Origin of the sequence: uncultured Pontibacter sp. (assembly GCF_947499215.1) — a bacterium.
Taxonomy (GTDB): Bacteria; Bacteroidota; Bacteroidia; order Cytophagales; family Hymenobacteraceae; genus Pontibacter.
On sequence record NZ_CANMNI010000002.1, the window covers coordinates 808,691 to 826,039 of the forward strand.

14 protein-coding genes are annotated in these 17,349 nt (G+C 50.6%); 7 read left to right on the forward strand and 7 right to left on the reverse strand.

Annotation, left to right across the window (positions count from 1 at the left end):
- Positions 1-89: 89 nt before the first annotated feature.
- The 4 genes from Q1A04_RS11675 (at position 90) to Q1A04_RS11690 (ending at position 6,140) form a co-directional block, all read left to right on the forward strand.
- On the forward strand, positions 90-347 hold the full coding sequence (locus tag Q1A04_RS11675) for a DUF2007 domain-containing protein (protein ID WP_299705752.1): 258 nt from the start codon (positions 90-92) through the stop codon (positions 345-347).
- Positions 348-423: 76 nt separating this feature from the next.
- A complete protein-coding gene (gene hemB, locus Q1A04_RS11680) occupies positions 424-1,398 on the forward strand; it encodes a porphobilinogen synthase (RefSeq protein ID WP_299705755.1) in 975 nt (324 codons plus the stop codon).
- Between the two features lie 185 nt (positions 1,399-1,583).
- Positions 1,584-5,339, forward strand: coding sequence for a S8 family serine peptidase (locus tag Q1A04_RS11685; RefSeq protein ID WP_299705758.1), 3,756 nt, complete (start codon positions 1,584-1,586; stop codon positions 5,337-5,339).
- Positions 5,340-5,522: 183 nt separating this feature from the next.
- Positions 5,523-6,140, forward strand: coding sequence for a hypothetical protein (locus Q1A04_RS11690; protein ID WP_299705761.1), 618 nt, complete (start codon positions 5,523-5,525; stop codon positions 6,138-6,140).
- Positions 6,141-6,352: 212 nt separating this feature from the next.
- Here the strand turns inward: Q1A04_RS11690 and Q1A04_RS11695 are convergent, their stop codons facing one another.
- From Q1A04_RS11695 to Q1A04_RS11715, 5 genes are all read right to left on the reverse strand, one after another.
- Entirely contained in the window at positions 6,353-8,887 is a 2,535-nt protein-coding gene (locus Q1A04_RS11695; protein WP_299705764.1) for a DUF5916 domain-containing protein, read from the reverse strand.
- A 209-nt stretch (positions 8,888-9,096) separates the two neighbouring features.
- Positions 9,097-9,477 carry a co-chaperone GroES family protein gene (locus tag Q1A04_RS11700; RefSeq protein ID WP_299705767.1) on the reverse strand — a complete coding sequence of 127 codons (381 nt, stop codon included), beginning with the start codon at positions 9,475-9,477 and terminating at the stop codon, positions 9,097-9,099.
- Positions 9,478-9,494: 17 nt separating this feature from the next.
- Positions 9,495-10,022, reverse strand: a complete 528-nt coding sequence (locus tag Q1A04_RS11705) for a hypothetical protein (protein WP_299705770.1) — start codon at positions 10,020-10,022, stop codon at positions 9,495-9,497.
- Positions 10,023-10,162: 140 nt separating this feature from the next.
- Positions 10,163-11,362 (reverse strand): homogentisate 1,2-dioxygenase, encoded by a 1,200-nt coding sequence (locus Q1A04_RS11710; protein WP_299705773.1) that lies wholly within the window; start codon positions 11,360-11,362, stop codon positions 10,163-10,165.
- A 78-nt stretch (positions 11,363-11,440) separates the two neighbouring features.
- Positions 11,441-13,126 (reverse strand): S41 family peptidase, encoded by a 1,686-nt coding sequence (locus Q1A04_RS11715; protein WP_299705776.1) that lies wholly within the window; start codon positions 13,124-13,126, stop codon positions 11,441-11,443.
- 320 nt (positions 13,127-13,446) lie between these two features.
- On the opposite strand from Q1A04_RS11715, the gene ruvX reads away from it, so the two are divergent.
- The gene (gene ruvX / locus Q1A04_RS11720; RefSeq protein WP_299705779.1) at positions 13,447-13,863 is read left to right on the forward strand and encodes a Holliday junction resolvase RuvX; all 417 of its coding nucleotides are present in this window, start codon (positions 13,447-13,449) and stop codon (positions 13,861-13,863) included.
- On the forward strand, positions 13,860-14,420 hold the full coding sequence (gene def, locus Q1A04_RS11725) for a peptide deformylase (RefSeq protein ID WP_299705782.1): 561 nt from the start codon (positions 13,860-13,862) through the stop codon (positions 14,418-14,420). The genes ruvX and def overlap by 4 nt, the downstream gene beginning before the upstream one ends.
- A gap of 81 nt (positions 14,421-14,501) precedes the next feature.
- Here the strand turns inward: def and lepB are convergent, their stop codons facing one another.
- Positions 14,502-15,584, reverse strand: a complete 1,083-nt coding sequence (gene lepB, locus Q1A04_RS11730) for a signal peptidase I (RefSeq protein WP_299706997.1) — start codon at positions 15,582-15,584, stop codon at positions 14,502-14,504.
- Positions 15,585-15,776: 192 nt separating this feature from the next.
- The gene (locus Q1A04_RS11735; RefSeq protein WP_299705784.1) at positions 15,777-16,205 is read right to left on the reverse strand and encodes a DUF1810 domain-containing protein; all 429 of its coding nucleotides are present in this window, start codon (positions 16,203-16,205) and stop codon (positions 15,777-15,779) included.
- Between the two features lie 95 nt (positions 16,206-16,300).
- On the opposite strand from Q1A04_RS11735, the gene Q1A04_RS11740 reads away from it, so the two are divergent.
- On the forward strand, positions 16,301-17,314 hold the full coding sequence (locus tag Q1A04_RS11740; RefSeq protein WP_299705787.1) for a zinc dependent phospholipase C family protein: 1,014 nt from the start codon (positions 16,301-16,303) through the stop codon (positions 17,312-17,314).
- The last annotated feature ends 35 nt before the right edge of the window (positions 17,315-17,349 follow it).

Below are 17,349 nucleotides of genomic sequence, written 5' to 3' on the forward strand. Positions count from 1 at the left end.
GCGGCTTCGCCTTTTTGCTTTTTATTCATCTCTGTCCTGCAGTTCTGACTGAAATTCGGTAGCTTTAGTATAACAACAGCTTTGAAAACATGACAAAATCAGACCAAACTAAACCTATCGTTATTTTCTCCGGCGACTTTCACCGAGCAGCCGTCATAAAGAATATGCTCGAAAACCACGGTATTTATGTCTTTATGGAGAACGAGCACATGGGGAGCATTGCTCCTTTTCAGGTGGCTTCCGGTGGCTTCAACCCGGTTAAGCTTATTATTTCTGGCCATGATGAACAGGAGGCAAAACGGCTGCTGGAGGATTTTGACCGGGGCGACTCAGAGAACGTGGAGTAGTATTTCTAATTCCTCCGTATAAGCCGTACCTTTGCCGTATACCTATTTTGAAGCATTTTAGAGCAAGCGCTATACTATGATCACCAAAAGACCAAGACGAAACCGCTATAACGAAGTCATCCGCAGCATGGTGCAGGAAACCGCACTAGAGCTGAACGACTTCATTTTTCCGCTTTTCATCATAGAGGGGCAAAACCAGAAAATAGAAGTGAACTCCATGCCGGGCATCAACCGCTACTCTGTTGACACGCTCCTCGACGAGGTAGCCTCTTGCGTGGACCTCGGCATCAAAGCTTTCGCCCCTTTCCCGAGCATCCCGGAAAACCTGAAAGACAAGTACGCCAAGGAAAGCGAGAACCCAGACGGCTTGTTCCCAAGAGCCATTCGCGAGATCAAGAAGAACTTCCCAGAGGTAGTGCTCATGACCGACGTCGCAATGGACCCCTACAGCTCTGACGGGCACGACGGCATTGTAATAAACGGTGAGATTGTGAACGACGAGACATTAGAGGTACTAGGTAAAATGGCGCTCACGCAAGCGCAGGCCGGCGCCGATATTGTAGGCCCTTCGGATATGATGGACGGTCGCGTAGGGCACATCCGCCGCGTGCTCGACGAAAACGGCTTCCACAAAGTGGGCATCATGAGCTATACCGCCAAGTATGCGAGTGCGTTCTACGGCCCGTTCCGCGACGCCTTGGACTCAGCCCCGAAAATGGGTGATAAGAAAACCTACCAGATGAACCCGGCTAACAGCCGCGAGGCTTTGATAGAAGCTGCGTTGGACACCGAAGAAGGTGCCGATTACCTGATGGTGAAACCTGCATTGGCTTATCTGGACATTATCAAATTGCTGCGCGACAACTCACACCTACCCATCGCCGCCTATAATGTGAGCGGGGAATATGCCATGGTGAAAGCCGCAGGACTGAAAGGCTGGATCGACGGAGAAAAAGCCATGCTGGAGAGCTTGCTGAGCATTAAGCGGGCCGGGGCAGACATCATTCTTTCGTACTTCGCAAAAGATTTTGCGAAGTACCTTAAAAAATAATTCCTCCTTTACATTATATAAAAAAGCGCCTTGGCATTCAACCGAGGCGCTTTTTATTTAACACAGGATATAGTATGGTTAAACTCTAATTTATTGCAAAATATTGCATGCACTTTGAACAACTTTGCCTTTAATTCACTTTTAGTTATATTGGTGATTCTAAACTTCTACCTATTACTATTTTTATGAGACTATTGAGCCTATGGCTGACGGCCACGGCCTTGTTAACGGCTACCGCAGGTATGGCGCAGGAGACCGGTATATTGAAAGGTCGCGCTAATGTGCAAGAGTTGGGCCGTATTGCGGCGGAAGAGGACCAGAACTATAAAGCCAAAAGAGCCACCGCCATTGCGCTTGCCAAAAAGAATGGGTGGGAAATAGAAAAAACCTACAAAGACGGTACTCATATTTCGCTGCAGGGGCTAGATGCCACAGGCATGCCTGTCTACTACATCACCTATAACAATAGCTATGCAGCTGCTACAACCCGAACCGACCAGTTATGGGCCGGTGGAAGGCTAGGCTTGAACCTAAGTGGTGCTGGTGATGCTGTATCTGAAAAGCTGGGAGTATGGGATGGCGGCCTAGTGCGGGAGTCTCATATTGAGCTGCGCGGCCGGGTGGAACAGATGGACAATGCCACAAAGCTTAATGACCATGCCACCCACGTAGCGGGCACTATGATCGCTTCTGGCCATAACGCCCTAGCCAAAGGTATGGCCTTCGGGTTTAAGAAGCTGCAAGCTTATGATTTCAATAACAATACCGCCGAGATAGCTGAAGCGGGCAGAATGGAAATGCTGGTATCAAACCATTCTTATGGCACGATTGCCGGATGGCGCTACAACTCAGAGCGGAAAGGAACGAATGAGGACCCATTCTGGGAGTGGTGGGGTCACCCTTCTATAAGCGAGACCGAGGACTATAAGTTCGGGTTTTATGATGAGACCGCTGTTAGTTGGGACCGCATTGCGTATAATGCGCCTTATTTTCTGATCGTGAAGTCTGGTGGTAATAACCGCGGCGAAAGAGGACCGGAAATCGGAAAGCCTTTTATGAAGCGCAACGCCAGCGGCTCCTTCGTACTGGTGCCACAACGCCCTGCCAATATGAGCAGTAACGATAGCTACGATGCCATATCTACTTACGGCAATGCCAAAAACATACTGACAGTAGGAGCTGTAAGCGCAATTACTGGGGGGTATAAACAGCCCACAGATGTAATCATCTCTTCTTTCAGCAGTTTTGGACCTACCGACGATGGACGCATTAAACCAGATATTGTAGGTAATGGCGTATCGGTACTTTCCTCTACTAGCGGAAGTGACAAGTCTTATAGCGCACTAAGTGGCACCTCGATGGCGGCGCCGAACGTATCGGGCACACTACTGCTCCTGCAGGAGCACTACTCTAATCTGAATAAAGGCAAGCTAATGCGTGCCGCCACCCTAAAAGGCCTTGCTATACACACCGCCGACGAAGCCGGCAGCGCCCCGGGTCCTGATTACATTTTCGGCTGGGGGCTGCTTAATGCTGAACGTGCTGCCAACGTAATTTCCAATAAACAGAAAACGCATCTTATCAGTGAAAACAGCTTAGCACAGGGGCAGACCTATCGCCTTGACGTTGTTGCGTCGGGCACGGGCCCGTTAACGGTTACCATTTCTTGGACTGATCCTGAAGGAACAGCACATGCAGCAACTACCAGCAACCTGAATAATCGCGCTCCGCGCCTTACAAATGACCTCGATTTGCGTGTTTCTCATAAAGGCACGACTTCCCTACCATGGACCCTAGACCCTGAAAAGCCCTCAGATGCGGCTAAGCGCGGCGATAACATTCGCGACAATGTAGAGCAAATCCTTATTCCTAATGCTATACAAGGCGAAACATATTCGATTACCGTTTCTCACAAAGGCACCATGCAAAAGGGGCCGCAAGCTTACTCTTTATTAGTAAGCGGCATAGGAGGCCAGACTTATTGTGCCAGTGCGGCGACTTCTGATACTGGTTCCCGCATTACAAAACTCGTATTTAACGGTATTACAACAACCTACGATGGCTGCTCTACATACCGCAATCAAATGGAATCAATTCTTGGTTTTGAGCCTAACCAAACCAAAACTCTTTCTTTTGAACTTGGATCATGCGGAGCCAGTACGGGTAAGATAGCTAAGGTATATGTAGACTGGAATAGGAATGGCAGCTTTACGGATCCGGGCGAGGAAGCGGCCGTATCAAATGTGATTAATGGTACAGCTGTATTTGAAGCGTCAGTTACAGCACCGGCAAACGTAGAGATTGGCATGAGCACCCGCCTCCGTATCGTTATGGTGGAAACAGCTGATGCCAGTACAATCATGTCTTGCGGCACTTATTCCCGAGGTGAAACTCAGGACTATGCGGTGCAGTTCGTAAAGCCTAGAATAGATATCGCAGTGCTTGATGTAAACCCAGCTGGCGCATCTCTGTGCGCAGGAACTAGTCAACGGTTTTTGGTTAAACTTTTGAACAATGGCTTAAATACTCTCACTAATATCCCAGTTACCTTACGTGTTCTTAAGGGCGGCACAGAGGTTGCCACCCTAAACGGCACTTATTCCCGTTCGCTAAGCGCAAATGCATCAGATGAGCTAGTGCTGACCGGTAACTTCGAAACAGAGGCCGGAGCGACTTATGAACTGATCGCCACCTCAGGGCTTGCAAACGATGCCATATCAAGTAATAACCAAGCTACACAATCTTTTGCTGTAGCCCCCCCCACTGAGGCACCGCAAGTAGTGGCTACACGCTGTGGCAATGAACCGAACTATACTCTGACTGGAACCGGTGACGGGACTATCTACTGGTATAGCTCCGCGACCAGCAGCACTCCGATTGCCGCCGGCAATAGTGCGAGAATCACGGCTGCCGCTGCTGGCACTACAGTTTATGCCTCCCTAAACGACTTTTCCGCTACTGTAGGACTATCAGCTAAAACCCAAGGTAGTGCTGGTAATTATCATCAGTTCACACCAGATGTTATTGTTTCGACAGGTGCTCCCATGGTACTCGAAAGTGCCCGACTCTATATTGGAAACTCGGGCAAGATAACGTTTACCGTTTATGACACTGATGGGGCCCCTGTATCGGTTAGAACACTGAACGTAACTGCTACACGCACTACCCCGGCTGCAGGAGAGCAGCCAGACGACCCTAATGACCAAGGTGAGGTGTACAACCTAGGTCTAGTACTACCTGAAGCGGGCACTTATAATATTGGAATTACTTATGAGGACGGCGCAACTATTTTCAGAAACAACGCAGGTGTTAAGGGCTACCCATTTGGTGTTCCCAATGTGTTCACTATCAATGGAAACACAGCTAATAACCCATCTTTCTACTATTATTTCTATGACTTACAAGTAAGGGCAGTTGGCTGCAGCAGCCCGCGCGTAGAGGTACCACTTGAAACAGGTACGCCTATTGCTATGCCGATGGTAGCACGTGAAGGCCTTAGTTTGAAATCAAGTGCCACTTCGGGCAACCAATGGTTCCTTGATGGCAAACCTATACAAGGAGCTACCCAGCAGACCATTACGCCGATCTACAGTGGAGACTATAGCGTTCAGGCCCAGTGGAAAGGCTGTGTCTCTCCTATGTCTGAGAGCTATACCTTCGCTTACCAAGCGGATGGTCGCGAACTGAAGAAGGAGCTCGTAGCCTCACCTAACCCAAGCAGTGGCATCTTTAAGATACAGTTTGAAACAGAGCAGCGAGAGGACCTGCTTTTAGACGTAACAGATATGATGGGCAACTTGATCTATACAGGCAAGGTAGAGCGGTTCAACGGTTTCTATGAGTCTACCATTGACATCTCTAACCGCGCTTCGGGAATTTACCTGTTGCGTGTGCGCTTTGGCGGCCACACCCATATCCAGAAACTGGTGGTTCAACGCTAATAAGAAGGTATACCTGCCTAATAAAAAAAGCCCTGGTCACAAACCGGGGCTTTTTTATATACCCAAGCTTTGCGGCTCATTTCATAAAAAGCCCTAAGCATCGTATGCACCAGCCAGATGCTCTATTTTGCCATAACGCTTGTATTGCCTATCTTCAGCATAGCAAACAATAAGACAAAGACTATGAAAAAATTACTACTCGCTATGGGCGTGGCGTTTACATTCGCCTCCTGCACCCAACAGCCACAGGCCAGCAACACATCGACCGCTGATACCGAAGCCACCACGCAGCAGGAAACTGCCGCCCCGCAGTCACCGGTTACGGCTACACAGCAGGCTTTCTTTGCTGAACTGAGCAAACTTTGTGGCAAGAGTTTTAGAGGTGTAGCCGTATTCCCGGCCGATGGTAAAGACCCTTTTGCGGGCAAAGAGCTGACTATGCATGTGCAGGCCTGCTCCGACACTACTATCCGCATCCCTTTCCACGTGGGGGAGGACAAATCGAGAACATGGGTAATCCGCCAGATGGAAGAAGGCCTGCAACTGAAACATGACCACCACCACGAAGACGGCACCCCGGACGAAGTGACCATGTACGGCGGCATTGCCATGGACACGGAAGACGCCAGCACCATGCGCTTCCCAGCCGACGCTCATACCGCCCAGCTGATACCTGCGGCTTCTACTAATGAGTGGAATCTGGTGCTCAGCCCCGATGGCCGCACGTTCAGCTATATCCTGAAGCGCGACAACCAGCTTCGGTTTCAGGCAGACTTCGATTTGACCAAGCCGCTTCACTAAGGCGCAGATATAGATATACCTTAGGATTAACTCCTGTAATAGTTCTTTCTAAATGGGTCTGTTACTTTTTCAAAACCAGCTATTTGGGGGGAAATTTGCTAGAATGAACTAGCCCTGCCCTTTTAGAGGATGAACCACTCCTCCTATTTCTTAAATCAGGAAGGCCCGAAGCTGCAACAGCTCCGGGCCTTCTCTTTGTTAGTATTACATACTTAGGATTTCGAAAATTGCTTCTTTAGCACTTGATAGTCGATGAAGTAGAGCACACGTACTGACAGGCTATTGGTCTGCGGACCTGTGATGGTACGGGTAAAGTTCTCGTGGTAGCGCGGCACAATATCGCCTTGACTCTCCAGTATCGAGTTTTTCCACATAACGCTGATTTCGCTCCCCGGTGCAAACCACCACGAGTAAATCATATCCACGTTGAAAGTGTTGAAGTTGATGTTGTGGTTTGGCAATTCATCATCCGTGAAATAGCCGCCCTGCGGATAAGTATCAGTCAACAACTCCCCTTTGTCTCCGAGTTTAAAAAAGCGGTTATACTCGGCCTTAGACCAGTAATGCCGCGCCCGAAGCGACAGCGACATGCGGTTGTTGAAGATGTATGAACTGGTGAGTTCATTAGACACCGTATTCACGTCGCGCAGGCCGAAAATGATGTCGTGGCTTTTGTCTATAACATTATCTCGAGTAAAGTGGTTGGCATAACCCATGTCATCGTGGTTGATGTTACGGTTATACCTGTAAACGAACATCAGCTTGTCGTTGACACGGTAACGCGGCGCAATGGAGTAGCTGAAGTTCTGGCGGTCGTGCTCATCGAAGGTGCGGTAGCTGAGCTCTACATCCAATGCCAACTTCTTGCGGTAGTCTGATGAAATCCAAGTGCCGATGCTGCGGTTCACCGGAAAGGTATAGTAGCGCCCATTTACACGTGGCTCAAAAAAGTCGTATGTCTCGACAGGCTCTAAGTTAAAGAAAGTGCCCATGCTCAGGAAGTTGCGAAACGTGCCGCTTACCCTACCGTAAATCACGAAGTTCTGAAAATCGTCGGGCTTATACCGGCGACTGTAGGTGGCGCCCAGCTGGGTATTCATGTTGAGCAATTTCCAGAAAGGCTGGTAAATGTTATACCTTAGGTTCAGGTCTTCGTCCACGGTGTTGCGAATAAAGTTGATGCCCATGTCGTTTGGATCGTAAGTGTCGGACTTCATGGAGTGCGTAAACCTGTACTGGAAATTGCCGCTCACTTTGCCTCCACCGATTCTGTACATGTGCCCCAGCTGCGCGTCGCCGGGGTAATACTTCTGACTCAGGGCGGCACTACCGTCTACGGCATACTTGTTACCTTTATTGGCCACCCGAAAGAGCATACCCGTCAAATTGGCGTCGTAGGTGCTGCCCTCACGCAGTACGTTGGTGTTCACGAGCGTCACAAAGGAGTTGTTCTTCAGCGACTGATCCAACACCAAAATGTTGTAATTGGTAAGCGGCTGTGTCTCTTTCTGGAAGCGGTTGCCTTCGCTGTCTTCGAGCGTAGCATACTGCCGGCCCACAATGGCATTGAATAAGCCTATACCTAGGCCAGACTGCGTGCGGCCTGATATCTTGGTGCCGTTCAGCATCTTGGTTTCACGCGGATTTTCGATCACGATGTTACCTTGTTCCCGCTCTGCGTCTGCATTCAGGAAGTTGATAGGCATCCCCCCAATACGCCGCGAGTACAGGAAGCCACCTTTATTAAACAGCTCCGTGCCTTCCATAAAGAAAGGCCTATATTCGTTGAACTGCACCTCAAATGGCGACAGGTTGAGCACTTGGTTATCGGACTGCACCTGACTGAAATCAGGTATAAGCGTCATGTCGAGCGTAAAGGCATCATTTATGCCGTACTTCACGTCCATGCCACCACTGAAGTTCACATTGTTCTCATAGTGCACGCTCCCGTCGCCGTTACGCGCCGGGTATCTCTCGGCATAGCTCGACACGTAGGGCGTGAGCGAGAGCCGCAGCGGGGCCTCCACATCTTTCAGTCCTCTAAGTTTGCCAAACTGGTTCATGAATCCGTTGATGGCGGGGTCTACGTGGTTCCAGAAGTAGCCTTGTCGTGTGGACTGCCGGTTGCGCATGAAGTTAAGCCCCCAGAGCTGTTCCGGCTTGCTACTGAAGCGGAGTGCTGAGTAAGGTATGCGCATCTCGGCCACCCAAGAGTTACCCTCCAACTTGGCACTACTCTCCCATACGGCATTCCAAGTAAAGTCCTCGCCATTAGATGAATAGCGAGCGTCGAGCTGCACTCCGGCTGGCGTTATGAAAAAGCCAAAGCCGTTTATCTGGTCATTGTAAGTGTCGAAAAACACCCCAAAGAAATCGGTGTTGCCAAAGTCGTCGCGTTTGCCCAGTTGTCTGAAAATGCTGTCGGGTGATACGTCGTGCATGATGGCTCCCACGTAAATAGACTCATCGTCGTAAAGGACGCGCACTTGAGTGGGGTGCACTTCTTTCGGACCGGGAGTTGGTCGGTTCTGTATAAAATTTGTCGCGATCTCGGCTTGCTGCCAAATCACCTCGTCCAGCGAGCCATCTATCTTGATAGGTTCTGTGATACGAAGCGCCTGCAGTTGTTTTACATTAGCAAAGACGGGAGTTTTCTTCTCCTGCCCCCATACCTGTTGCTGCGTCAGTACAGCCAACAGCAACATCATCATCCGCACAAAAACAGGTTTTGGTAAACAGTCATTCATAAAATAGAAAAAGCAGTCAAGGTGAGTGTTTATACAAAGGTATAGAATAGATGCCCCCGAGACCACAATAGTTGCTTTTGTATACCAACAAAACGGCTAACAACAGAGGCAAAGGGGTGGACTGGCCTTTTTATTCGATAAAACAGCGGAAACAAAAAGCGCCATACCCAGATTTCAGGTATGGCGCTTCCACAAAAGCTGAATCGGGTTTACAAGTCCTCTTCGCGCACCAGCATCAGCACAGCCGACTGAGGCACAATAAAGTACTTCTCGCTCATGTAGTTAATTTCGATGGCGTCGCGCTGCAGGTAGATAGCGAGGTCGCCCTCCTTTATCTGAAGCGGCAGGTAGCGCACCTGTTCCTGTTCCTCGTCGCCGAGCACTTCTTCATCAAAGCCATAGTCAGTCGGCATCGGGTAGCCGGGGCCCACTTTCATCACGTAGCCTTCCTGCACCTTCTCTTTTTCCTGCACGCCGGGCGGCAGGTATAGCCCGCTCTTGGTTTGCTCCCGCGAGCTCTTCGGTTTGATCAGCACCCGGTCGCCTACAATAATGATTTTTTCCAGTTTGTTGCTTTCTGAAATTCTCATGGTTAAGGTCTGCATAATTAAATTGGGTCTGCGGTCACTTTAAAGCGCATGGCCGCCTTAATGGCAACATCGCGCGTAATTGGCTTACCGATCGATGCCCTTGTTCTAACCGTGTACGTTTCTCCTTTGATATAATTGTCCAGCTTAGCATTCGTCGATTGCAGTTCGATGGAATTGACGCCCTTCGGCACCTCGTCCAGATAGGCAATCTTCGTCTCCTCCCCTTTTTCATTGCTCAAATAGATCTCGATGCTGCGCAGAAAATCAAAGTTCTCGTCATTTGGTTCTGCGATAGTGAGCGTCAGTCTATTAAGGCTCACGTCCTTCACCAGTTCGGCGCGGGTTTGGTTGTTCTTGAACGTCTCCGAAGAGTTCGTCTTCACAGGTATAGGCGACAGCGGCATCACCACGCCTATCGGGAAACTAGACTCAATGCGGATGGTTTCTTCCTGATCGATGTAGAAGGTAAGCAGATCGTCTACCTTGTCGCAGGATGTTCCTATAATGGTGAGCAGCACAAGTGCCGCCAACAGCATTTTCTTCATAAAAGGGTGAAATTTAAAATACTCTCTGTTAATTCATTTAATACTGCACAGGGCTAAAAAAGGAGAGCAGCCTTGCGGGCTGCCCTTCCTAAATGCCTGCACAGAGTGCAAAATTAATAAAAATGACTGAGAGTATAAGCCTAGTCAAACATGTCGGCGGCGCGGGTCGTATCCGGGCCGTTCTCTAGCCAGCTCATCGGGTAGTTTTTATCCATCAGGCCAGCGGCTTCCTCGGTCAAGTAGAGCGGCTTGAACGTGTCGATCATCACAGCGTACTCGTGCGTCTCTTTCTTACCGATGCTCGCCTCCACTGTGCCCGGGTGCGGACCATGCGGTATGCCGCCCGGATGCACTGTAAACGAAGCCCTGTCCACACCTTTGCGTGACATAAAATCGCCGGCCACATAGTAGAGCACCTCATCGGAGTCTACATTGGAGTGATTGTAGGGCGCAGGTATAGCCTCTGGGTGGTAGTCGAACAAACGCGGCACAAAGGAACAAATCACGAAGTTGTTCGCCTCAAAGGTCTGGTGCACGGGAGGTGGCTGATGGATGCGCCCGGTTATGGGCTCGAAATCATAAATAGAAAGCGCATACGGGTAGAAGTAGCCATCCCAACCCACCACGTCAAACGGGCTGAAGTCATAGTAGTACTGGTGCAGCATACCGTCTTTCTTGATCTGCACCAAGTGGTCGCCACCCTCGGTATACTCGATCAGTTCGTGTGGGGCACGGATGTCGCGCTCACAAAACGGCGAATGCTCCAACAGCTGACCAAAGTGGTTGCGGTAGCGGCGCGGCGTTTCGATCGGGCTAAACGATTCTGTAATCAGCAGGCGTAATGGCCCGTCGTTGAAATGGAACTGGTGGATGATGGTGCGCGGAATCACGATATAATCGCCTTCCCGGAACTCCAGTTTGCCCATCTGCGACAACAAAACGCCACTGCCTTCGTGCACAAACACTACCTCGTCGGCCTGACCATTTTTGTAGTAGTAGTCCATCTTGCGCTCCGACGGATTGCAAATGCTCACGGCCACATCGCTGTTCATCATCATGGTCTTACGAGCGTTCAGATAGTCAGTGCCCGTTACAGTCAAGTCGAGTGTTTTCAGGTGGTGCGGCGCCAGCTTTATACCTTCGGCAATTTTGGGCGCGTAAGGTATTGGCTCCTCGATGCGGGTGATGCGCGTCGGCGGATTCTTGTGGTATAGCAACGATGACAGGCCGCTGAAGCCCAGCGTACCTACGAGCTGTTCGGCATACAGACTGCCGTCCTCCTGCCTGAACTGCACATGGCGCTTCTGCGGGATAGTACCTAATTTGTGATAGTAAGCCATTCCTTCTTTTTGGTTATGGTTTTCAGAAGCCACCCTGTCGGGCGCTCCTTATTATTACAAGTATACTATTCTAATTGGTTATACGCCACCTTTAGCCAAACGCTGAGCCCGACCGAACTGGCGTAGGGATTCCTGAAACTCCTCATCCTTCTCATGCAGTATCGGGAAGAAGCCCGGATTACCGTATACGCTGCGGCCGATAAACGCTTTCACGTTATTGCGCAGCAAGCCCTGCGAACGCTTGTACTGCGCTTCGTCATACTTCACCTCCGACTGCGCTGCCATGCGCATCAACTCCTTCATCATCTTGTCCGACACGTTAAAGGACTTGATGAACTTATCCATTGACATTTTCTCGAGGTCTTTACGATTGTCATTATAATAGGCCAACGCATACTCCCGAATTACGTTTTTGCTGTACAGCTGGCTCAGCAGTTCTGACAACTCAGTAGTGTCGCGTGGCACAAACACGTCTGGCATAATACCGCCGCCGCCATACACCACACGGCCCTTGCCTGTCTTGTACTTGAGCGAATCCACGAACAGACTACTGTCCGGATGGAAGTACTCACCGTTCTCGAAGCGCTGCAGCATGTCTTTCTGGTAGTCGTCGGTGCCGGCTACATAAGGTTTCTGGATAGAGCGGCCGCTTGGGGTATAGTAGCGCGAAATGGTGAGGCGCAGCTCCGAACCATCATTTAGTGGAATCGGCATCTGCACCAGTCCTTTACCAAACGAGCGACGGCCCACAATCAGGGCGCGGTCGTTGTCCTGCAGGGCACCGGCCACAATCTCGGAAGCAGAGGCGCTGCCCTCGTCCAAGAGCACGATCACAGGTCCATTCTCAAAATCGCCTTTAGTGCGGGCAAATGACTTGGAGTCGTAGCGGGTGCCTTTTCCATCGGTATACACAATCATTTTATCACCCGCTATAAATTCATCGGCCATGCGCGTGGCATGGTCCATGTAGCCGCCTGGGTTGCCGCGCAGGTCCAGAATCAGCTGTTGCATACCTTTCTTCCTAAGGCCTGAAAGCGCCACCTTAAACTCGTCGAAGGTATTGGAGGCGAAGCGGCTCACTTTAATGTAGCCCGTATTGCTGTTCACCATGTAGCTCACGTCCACCGATACGGTCGGGATCTTGTTACGGGTAATCGTAAAATCGAATGGCTTTTTATTGTTTTTGCGCAGTACCTGTATCTTCACATCAGTGCCCTTTGGCCCACGCAGGCGTTTGAACACCCCCTCGTTGGTAATGCCGGTGCCGGCTACTTTCTCGCCATCCACTGTAATAATCTTATCGCCGGCCTGTATACCCGCCGACTCAGAAGGCCCTCCACTCAGGGGCGTAATGACATAAATCGTGTCCTTAAAAATATTGAATTCCACGCCTATACCTTCAAAATCGCCTTCAAGATATGAGCGGGCCATAGCCAGATCAGCCGCCGGAATGTAAGAGGTATGCGGATCGAGTTTCTCGAGCATTTTGGTGATAGCGTGGTCGGTGAGCTTTTCGGTGTCCACGGTGTCTACATAGTCGCGGTCGATATAACTGAGCACATCGCGGAACTTCAGGTAGGCACGTGCGGTACTCTGCGGATTATTATCGGAAGGGGAAAAGGTATTCGCGCCTATCAGTACCCCCACGATCAGGGCCAAGGCGATGTAAAGGGGCAAGCGCACCTGAAAAAGCGTGTTGCGGGGTTTGCCCTGCCCTGTCGCTTCCGGCTCCTCCTGCTGGTTGTATTTAATTTCTTCGCTCATCTCGATCTCTATAAACGGTTAAATATAAAGCTAAGCGGGCGCTTTTGTGCAGCTTTATGGAGATAAATATTCACGCTTCGCTATGCAAGGCTTCTTTATTAAGTATACCTGCATGTAGTACAGCTTGTTATTCTTTAAACAAAGCTTTGGTCGGGTTTTATTCCATTTTAGTATAAAATAATACTTTTACAGGCTGCTTTCGTCCATGCGCCATGCATGCCCGACCTTAAAATCCGAATTAAATCCTTTAACTTTGCAGTCTGAATGTAAAACGCGATCAACCAGCGGGGACAGGCACAACGGGAGAGCGAAACGGCACTATGGCGAGAATTCTAGGTATAGATTATGGCAACAAGCGGGTGGGGCTGGCAGCGACAGACACGCTCCAGATTATCGCCTCGCCGCTTGAGACTATACACGCCAAAGATGTGCTCACTTACCTGAAAGCCTACACCCAGCGCGAGCCGGTAGAGGCCATTGTGGTGGGCATGCCCCGCCGCTTGACCGGTGAGGCCACCGACGCAACACCACACGTAATCGGTTTTGTGCGTAAGCTGCAAAAGGAGTTTCCGGGTATACCGGTGCATACTGTGGACGAGCGCTTTACCTCCAGTATGGCCCAGAAAGCAATGCTGGCCGGCGGACTTAAGAAGAAAGACCGACAGGACAAAGGCACCGTGGACCGCGTAAGTGCCGCCATTATTTTACAGTCGTATTTAGAAAGCAGAGCAATATGATTTACCCTATCACCGCCTATGGCGACCCGGTGCTGAAAGAGCCAGCGCAGGACATTCCGAAAGACTACGAAGGTCTGAACACACTTATCGAAGACATGTTTACGACCATGTACCATGCGCATGGCGTAGGACTGGCTGCCCCGCAAATCAGCAAGGGCATTCGCTTGTTCGTAATCGACTCGGAGCCGATGATGGACGAGGGAGACGAAGGAAAGGGCGTGAAAAAGGCCTTTATCAACCCGGAGATAGTAGAGGAAGACGGCGACGAGTGGGGCTTTGAGGAAGGTTGCCTGAGCATACCGGGCGTGCGCGAAGTGGTATACCGCCCGGAGCGCATCGTAATTCGCTACTTCGACCAAGACTGGAATGAGCATACCGACACCTACGACGGCATGACGGCCCGCGTGATTCAGCACGAGTACGATCATATCGAAGGCATTCTGTTTACCGATCACTTGTCTGGCCTGAAGAAGCGTCTGATCAAGAACAAACTTACCAAGATATCAAAAGGGGAAGTGGACGCGGACTACCGCATGAAGTTCCCGGTGAAGCGATAGGTTATACCTTAGCATAAAGCAAAAGCGCCTGCCCCAGAAATGAGGCAGGCGCTTTTGTTATACCTTGAAGTGTCATTCGATTTACTCCACCCAGCTAAACAGACGACTCCAGCGAATTTTATCGAACAGATCCGCTTCCTCATCTACCGACAACCATGTGAACAGGGGTTTGCCTACAATGTGGTCTTCCGGCACAAAACCCCAATAGCGGGAGTCGAGGGAGTTGTGGCGGTTGTCCCCCATCATAAAGTAGTAGTTCTGGCGGAAGGTATAGCTTTTCGCTTCCTGACCATCTAGGTACAACTTGCCGTCACGCACTTCGGCGTTTTCGTTTTGCTCATAGCGTAGGATGATTTTCTCATAAAGTGGCAGCGTTTCAGGTGTGATGGTAATTGTAACGCCCTCTTCAGGGATGTAGAGCGGGCCGTAATTATCGCGGTTCCAACCGTGACTGCCAAAGATGCCCGGCTCTGCCTCCCCGACTTGCATTTGCTGTAGCTCTACTTGCCCAATAAAATCGAGTGAGGCCAGCGCCTTTGCCTTGGCGGGTGTCGTATGCAGCACATAGCCGCCCTGCACTTGGTATACGTCTGTGATATCACGCTCTTGGAAGAACTTTGTCTGCAGCACCTTATCGGTTGTCACAAAGTAGACATACTGCATGTTCTCCGGGTTATCGAGCGGTTGGCCGTTCAGGTATACTTGCCTGCCACGAATCTCGATCGAGTCACCGGCTACACCTATGCAGCGCTTCACGTAGTGCGTGCGTAGGTCTGTGGGGTGTTCCCCTTCGTCGGGGAAGTTAAATACCACGGGGTCGTTGCGCTTAATCTCGGAAAAGCCGGGCAAACGAAGCGGCCTAAATTGTAAGGCATCGGAATAGGCTGGAATCTCTGTGCCCCAGATGGTCTGGTGCGTGAGCGGCACCTGCAGCGGCGTTATGGGCGTACGGGAGCCGTAGTGCAGCTTGCTCACAAATAGGCGGTCGCCCACCAGCATCGACTTCTCCATAGAGGAAGTAGGTATGGCATAAGCCTCAAACGTAGCCCAGCGGAAAAGTGTGGAAACCACCACCGCAAACATCAGGGCATTTCCCCATTCGCGCAAGGCACTTTTCTTGGCTGGGTTCTCGGCCGATTTTTTCTTCCAGAGTTTTAGCTGCATCATCTAAGCATAGTAGGTTCACTATACTTTAACTGTATTAAGGTTCAGCAAATTATACTTTTTACTAAGAAAATTATCGGGCTAAGCCTTATAACATGCACAAGCTTGCATAGCCGTTACTCGCAGCATTTATTTCTACTTCAAAGAGCAAACGAGATTTAGACGGAAATAGAAACTTGAGTGAACTCAGCTCTACCTCAAAAGCTGCAGCGTTCTTTCGTCTTCTTCTCCATTATAATATTTATCGAGCACGGCCTTAAACACCGGATCAGCACCGGGCACCGCTGCAAATAAGGTCATGCTGGAGCGTAGTTTCAGGTCGTCGGGGTTTCCTAAAATCTGGTTGGCGGTTTTACCCTCCAGTCCCAGCATAGCCTTGGAGATTTCGACCAGCCGTGTCCCTAGCACAGGTTGCTGCAGGTATAGCTGGGCTTCCTGCAGGTCTTTGATGGCATAGAAGCGGGCAGTTTCACTGTAGCCTAGGCCCTGTATTTGCGGAAAAATAAACCACATCCAGTGACTACGCTTGCGACCACTTTTTATCTCGGAAAGCGCCTGCTCGTAGCTGGAGGCTTGGGCCTCTAGGAATCGTGTCAAGTCTGATGTGTTTTCTGTGCGCATGTTTTTCAAGTATAGTCTATTCCTTTAACACTCCTTTACGAAAGCATGCGTGACTTACAATATACAAATTCCCCAATTCTCCGTACACCGCAGGTATGGCTTTCCGACAAATCGCTGTACTGCTTCTCTTTAGTTTCTTGCTACCTATCACCGGGTATGGCTGGGGCTTTTTCGCGCACCAGCGCATCAATCGGCTGGCCGTGTATACGCTGCCGCCCGAGATGGTGGGCTTCTACAAGAAACACATCCGCTACATTACCGAAAACGCCGTGAATCCCGACCGCCGCAGGTATGCCGTGGTAGGCGAGGCACCGCGTCACTACATCGATCTGGATGTGTACGGCGACAGCGCCCTTTATAGGATGCCTCGCTACTGGCAAGAGGCCGTGGAGCAATACGGTGAAGACACGCTCATGGCGCATGGCATCGTGCCGTGGCACATCAACCGCATGAAGTTTCAGCTTACGCAGGCTTTCAAAGACCGTGACTTGGACCGCATCCTGCGCCTCTCTGCTGATATGGGCCACTACATCGCCGATGCCTGCGTGCCACTGCACACTACCCACAACTACAACGGACAACTGACCGGGCAACGCGGTATACACGCCTTTTGGGAAAGCCGACTCCCCGAAATGCTCTCCGATAACTACGACTTTTTTGTAGGTCAGGCGCAATACATCGAACGGCCACAGCTCAAGGCTTGGGAACTGGTTGCCAGTGCACACTTGGCCCTCGACTCGGTACTGCGCTTCGAGCGGGAACTCACGCAGGAGTTTGACGAAGAAAAGAAGTACAGCTACGAAGTGCGCGGCAACCTGACCACGCGGGTATACTCCAGAGAGTTCTCGGAAGCCTACCACCAGCGGCTGAACGGGCAGGTGGAGCGACAGATGCGCCTCGCCATCCACACCGTGGCCAGTTACTGGTTTACGGCTTGGGTAGACGCGGGCCAGCCCGACTTGCGCCAACTGGGTTCCACCTTGTCGGCAGAGGAACTGGAACGACTGCGCATGGAGCTCAAGGAATACGAGCAAGGCCCGCACCTGCCGCGCGAAGAAGGTGAAACCCGCCTGCATCGAAACACGTGGATCTCAGGGCGCAAAGAGTAACGCTGCTATTCTCCCCAAGGACTAACACTCTTTAC

What these genes read in the sequence shown, in the direction of transcription:
- Q1A04_RS11735 (WP_299705784.1), bottom strand. Translation starts at nt 16,205, where the DNA reads ATGCGCACAGAAAACACATCAGACTTGACACGATTCCTAGAGGCCCAA.
- Q1A04_RS11675 (WP_299705752.1), top strand. Translation starts at nt 90, where the DNA reads ATGACAAAATCAGACCAAACTAAACCTATCGTTATTTTCTCCGGCGAC.
- Q1A04_RS11710 (WP_299705773.1), bottom strand. Translation starts at nt 11,362, where the DNA reads ATGGCTTACTATCACAAATTAGGTACTATCCCGCAGAAGCGCCATGTG.
- lepB (WP_299706997.1), bottom strand. Translation starts at nt 15,584, where the DNA reads ATGCAGCTAAAACTCTGGAAGAAAAAATCGGCCGAGAACCCAGCCAAG.
- Q1A04_RS11690 (WP_299705761.1), top strand. Translation starts at nt 5,523, where the DNA reads ATGAAAAAATTACTACTCGCTATGGGCGTGGCGTTTACATTCGCCTCC.
- Q1A04_RS11685 (WP_299705758.1), top strand. Translation starts at nt 1,584, where the DNA reads ATGAGACTATTGAGCCTATGGCTGACGGCCACGGCCTTGTTAACGGCT.
- def (WP_299705782.1), top strand. Translation starts at nt 13,860, where the DNA reads ATGATTTACCCTATCACCGCCTATGGCGACCCGGTGCTGAAAGAGCCA.
- Q1A04_RS11740 (WP_299705787.1), top strand. Translation starts at nt 16,301, where the DNA reads ATGGCTTTCCGACAAATCGCTGTACTGCTTCTCTTTAGTTTCTTGCTA.
- Q1A04_RS11705 (WP_299705770.1), bottom strand. Translation starts at nt 10,022, where the DNA reads ATGAAGAAAATGCTGTTGGCGGCACTTGTGCTGCTCACCATTATAGGA.
- hemB (WP_299705755.1), top strand. Translation starts at nt 424, where the DNA reads ATGATCACCAAAAGACCAAGACGAAACCGCTATAACGAAGTCATCCGC.
- ruvX (WP_299705779.1), top strand. Translation starts at nt 13,447, where the DNA reads ATGGCGAGAATTCTAGGTATAGATTATGGCAACAAGCGGGTGGGGCTG.
- Q1A04_RS11715 (WP_299705776.1), bottom strand. Translation starts at nt 13,126, where the DNA reads ATGAGCGAAGAAATTAAATACAACCAGCAGGAGGAGCCGGAAGCGACA.
- Q1A04_RS11700 (WP_299705767.1), bottom strand. Translation starts at nt 9,477, where the DNA reads ATGAGAATTTCAGAAAGCAACAAACTGGAAAAAATCATTATTGTAGGC.
- Q1A04_RS11695 (WP_299705764.1), bottom strand. Translation starts at nt 8,887, where the DNA reads ATGAATGACTGTTTACCAAAACCTGTTTTTGTGCGGATGATGATGTTG.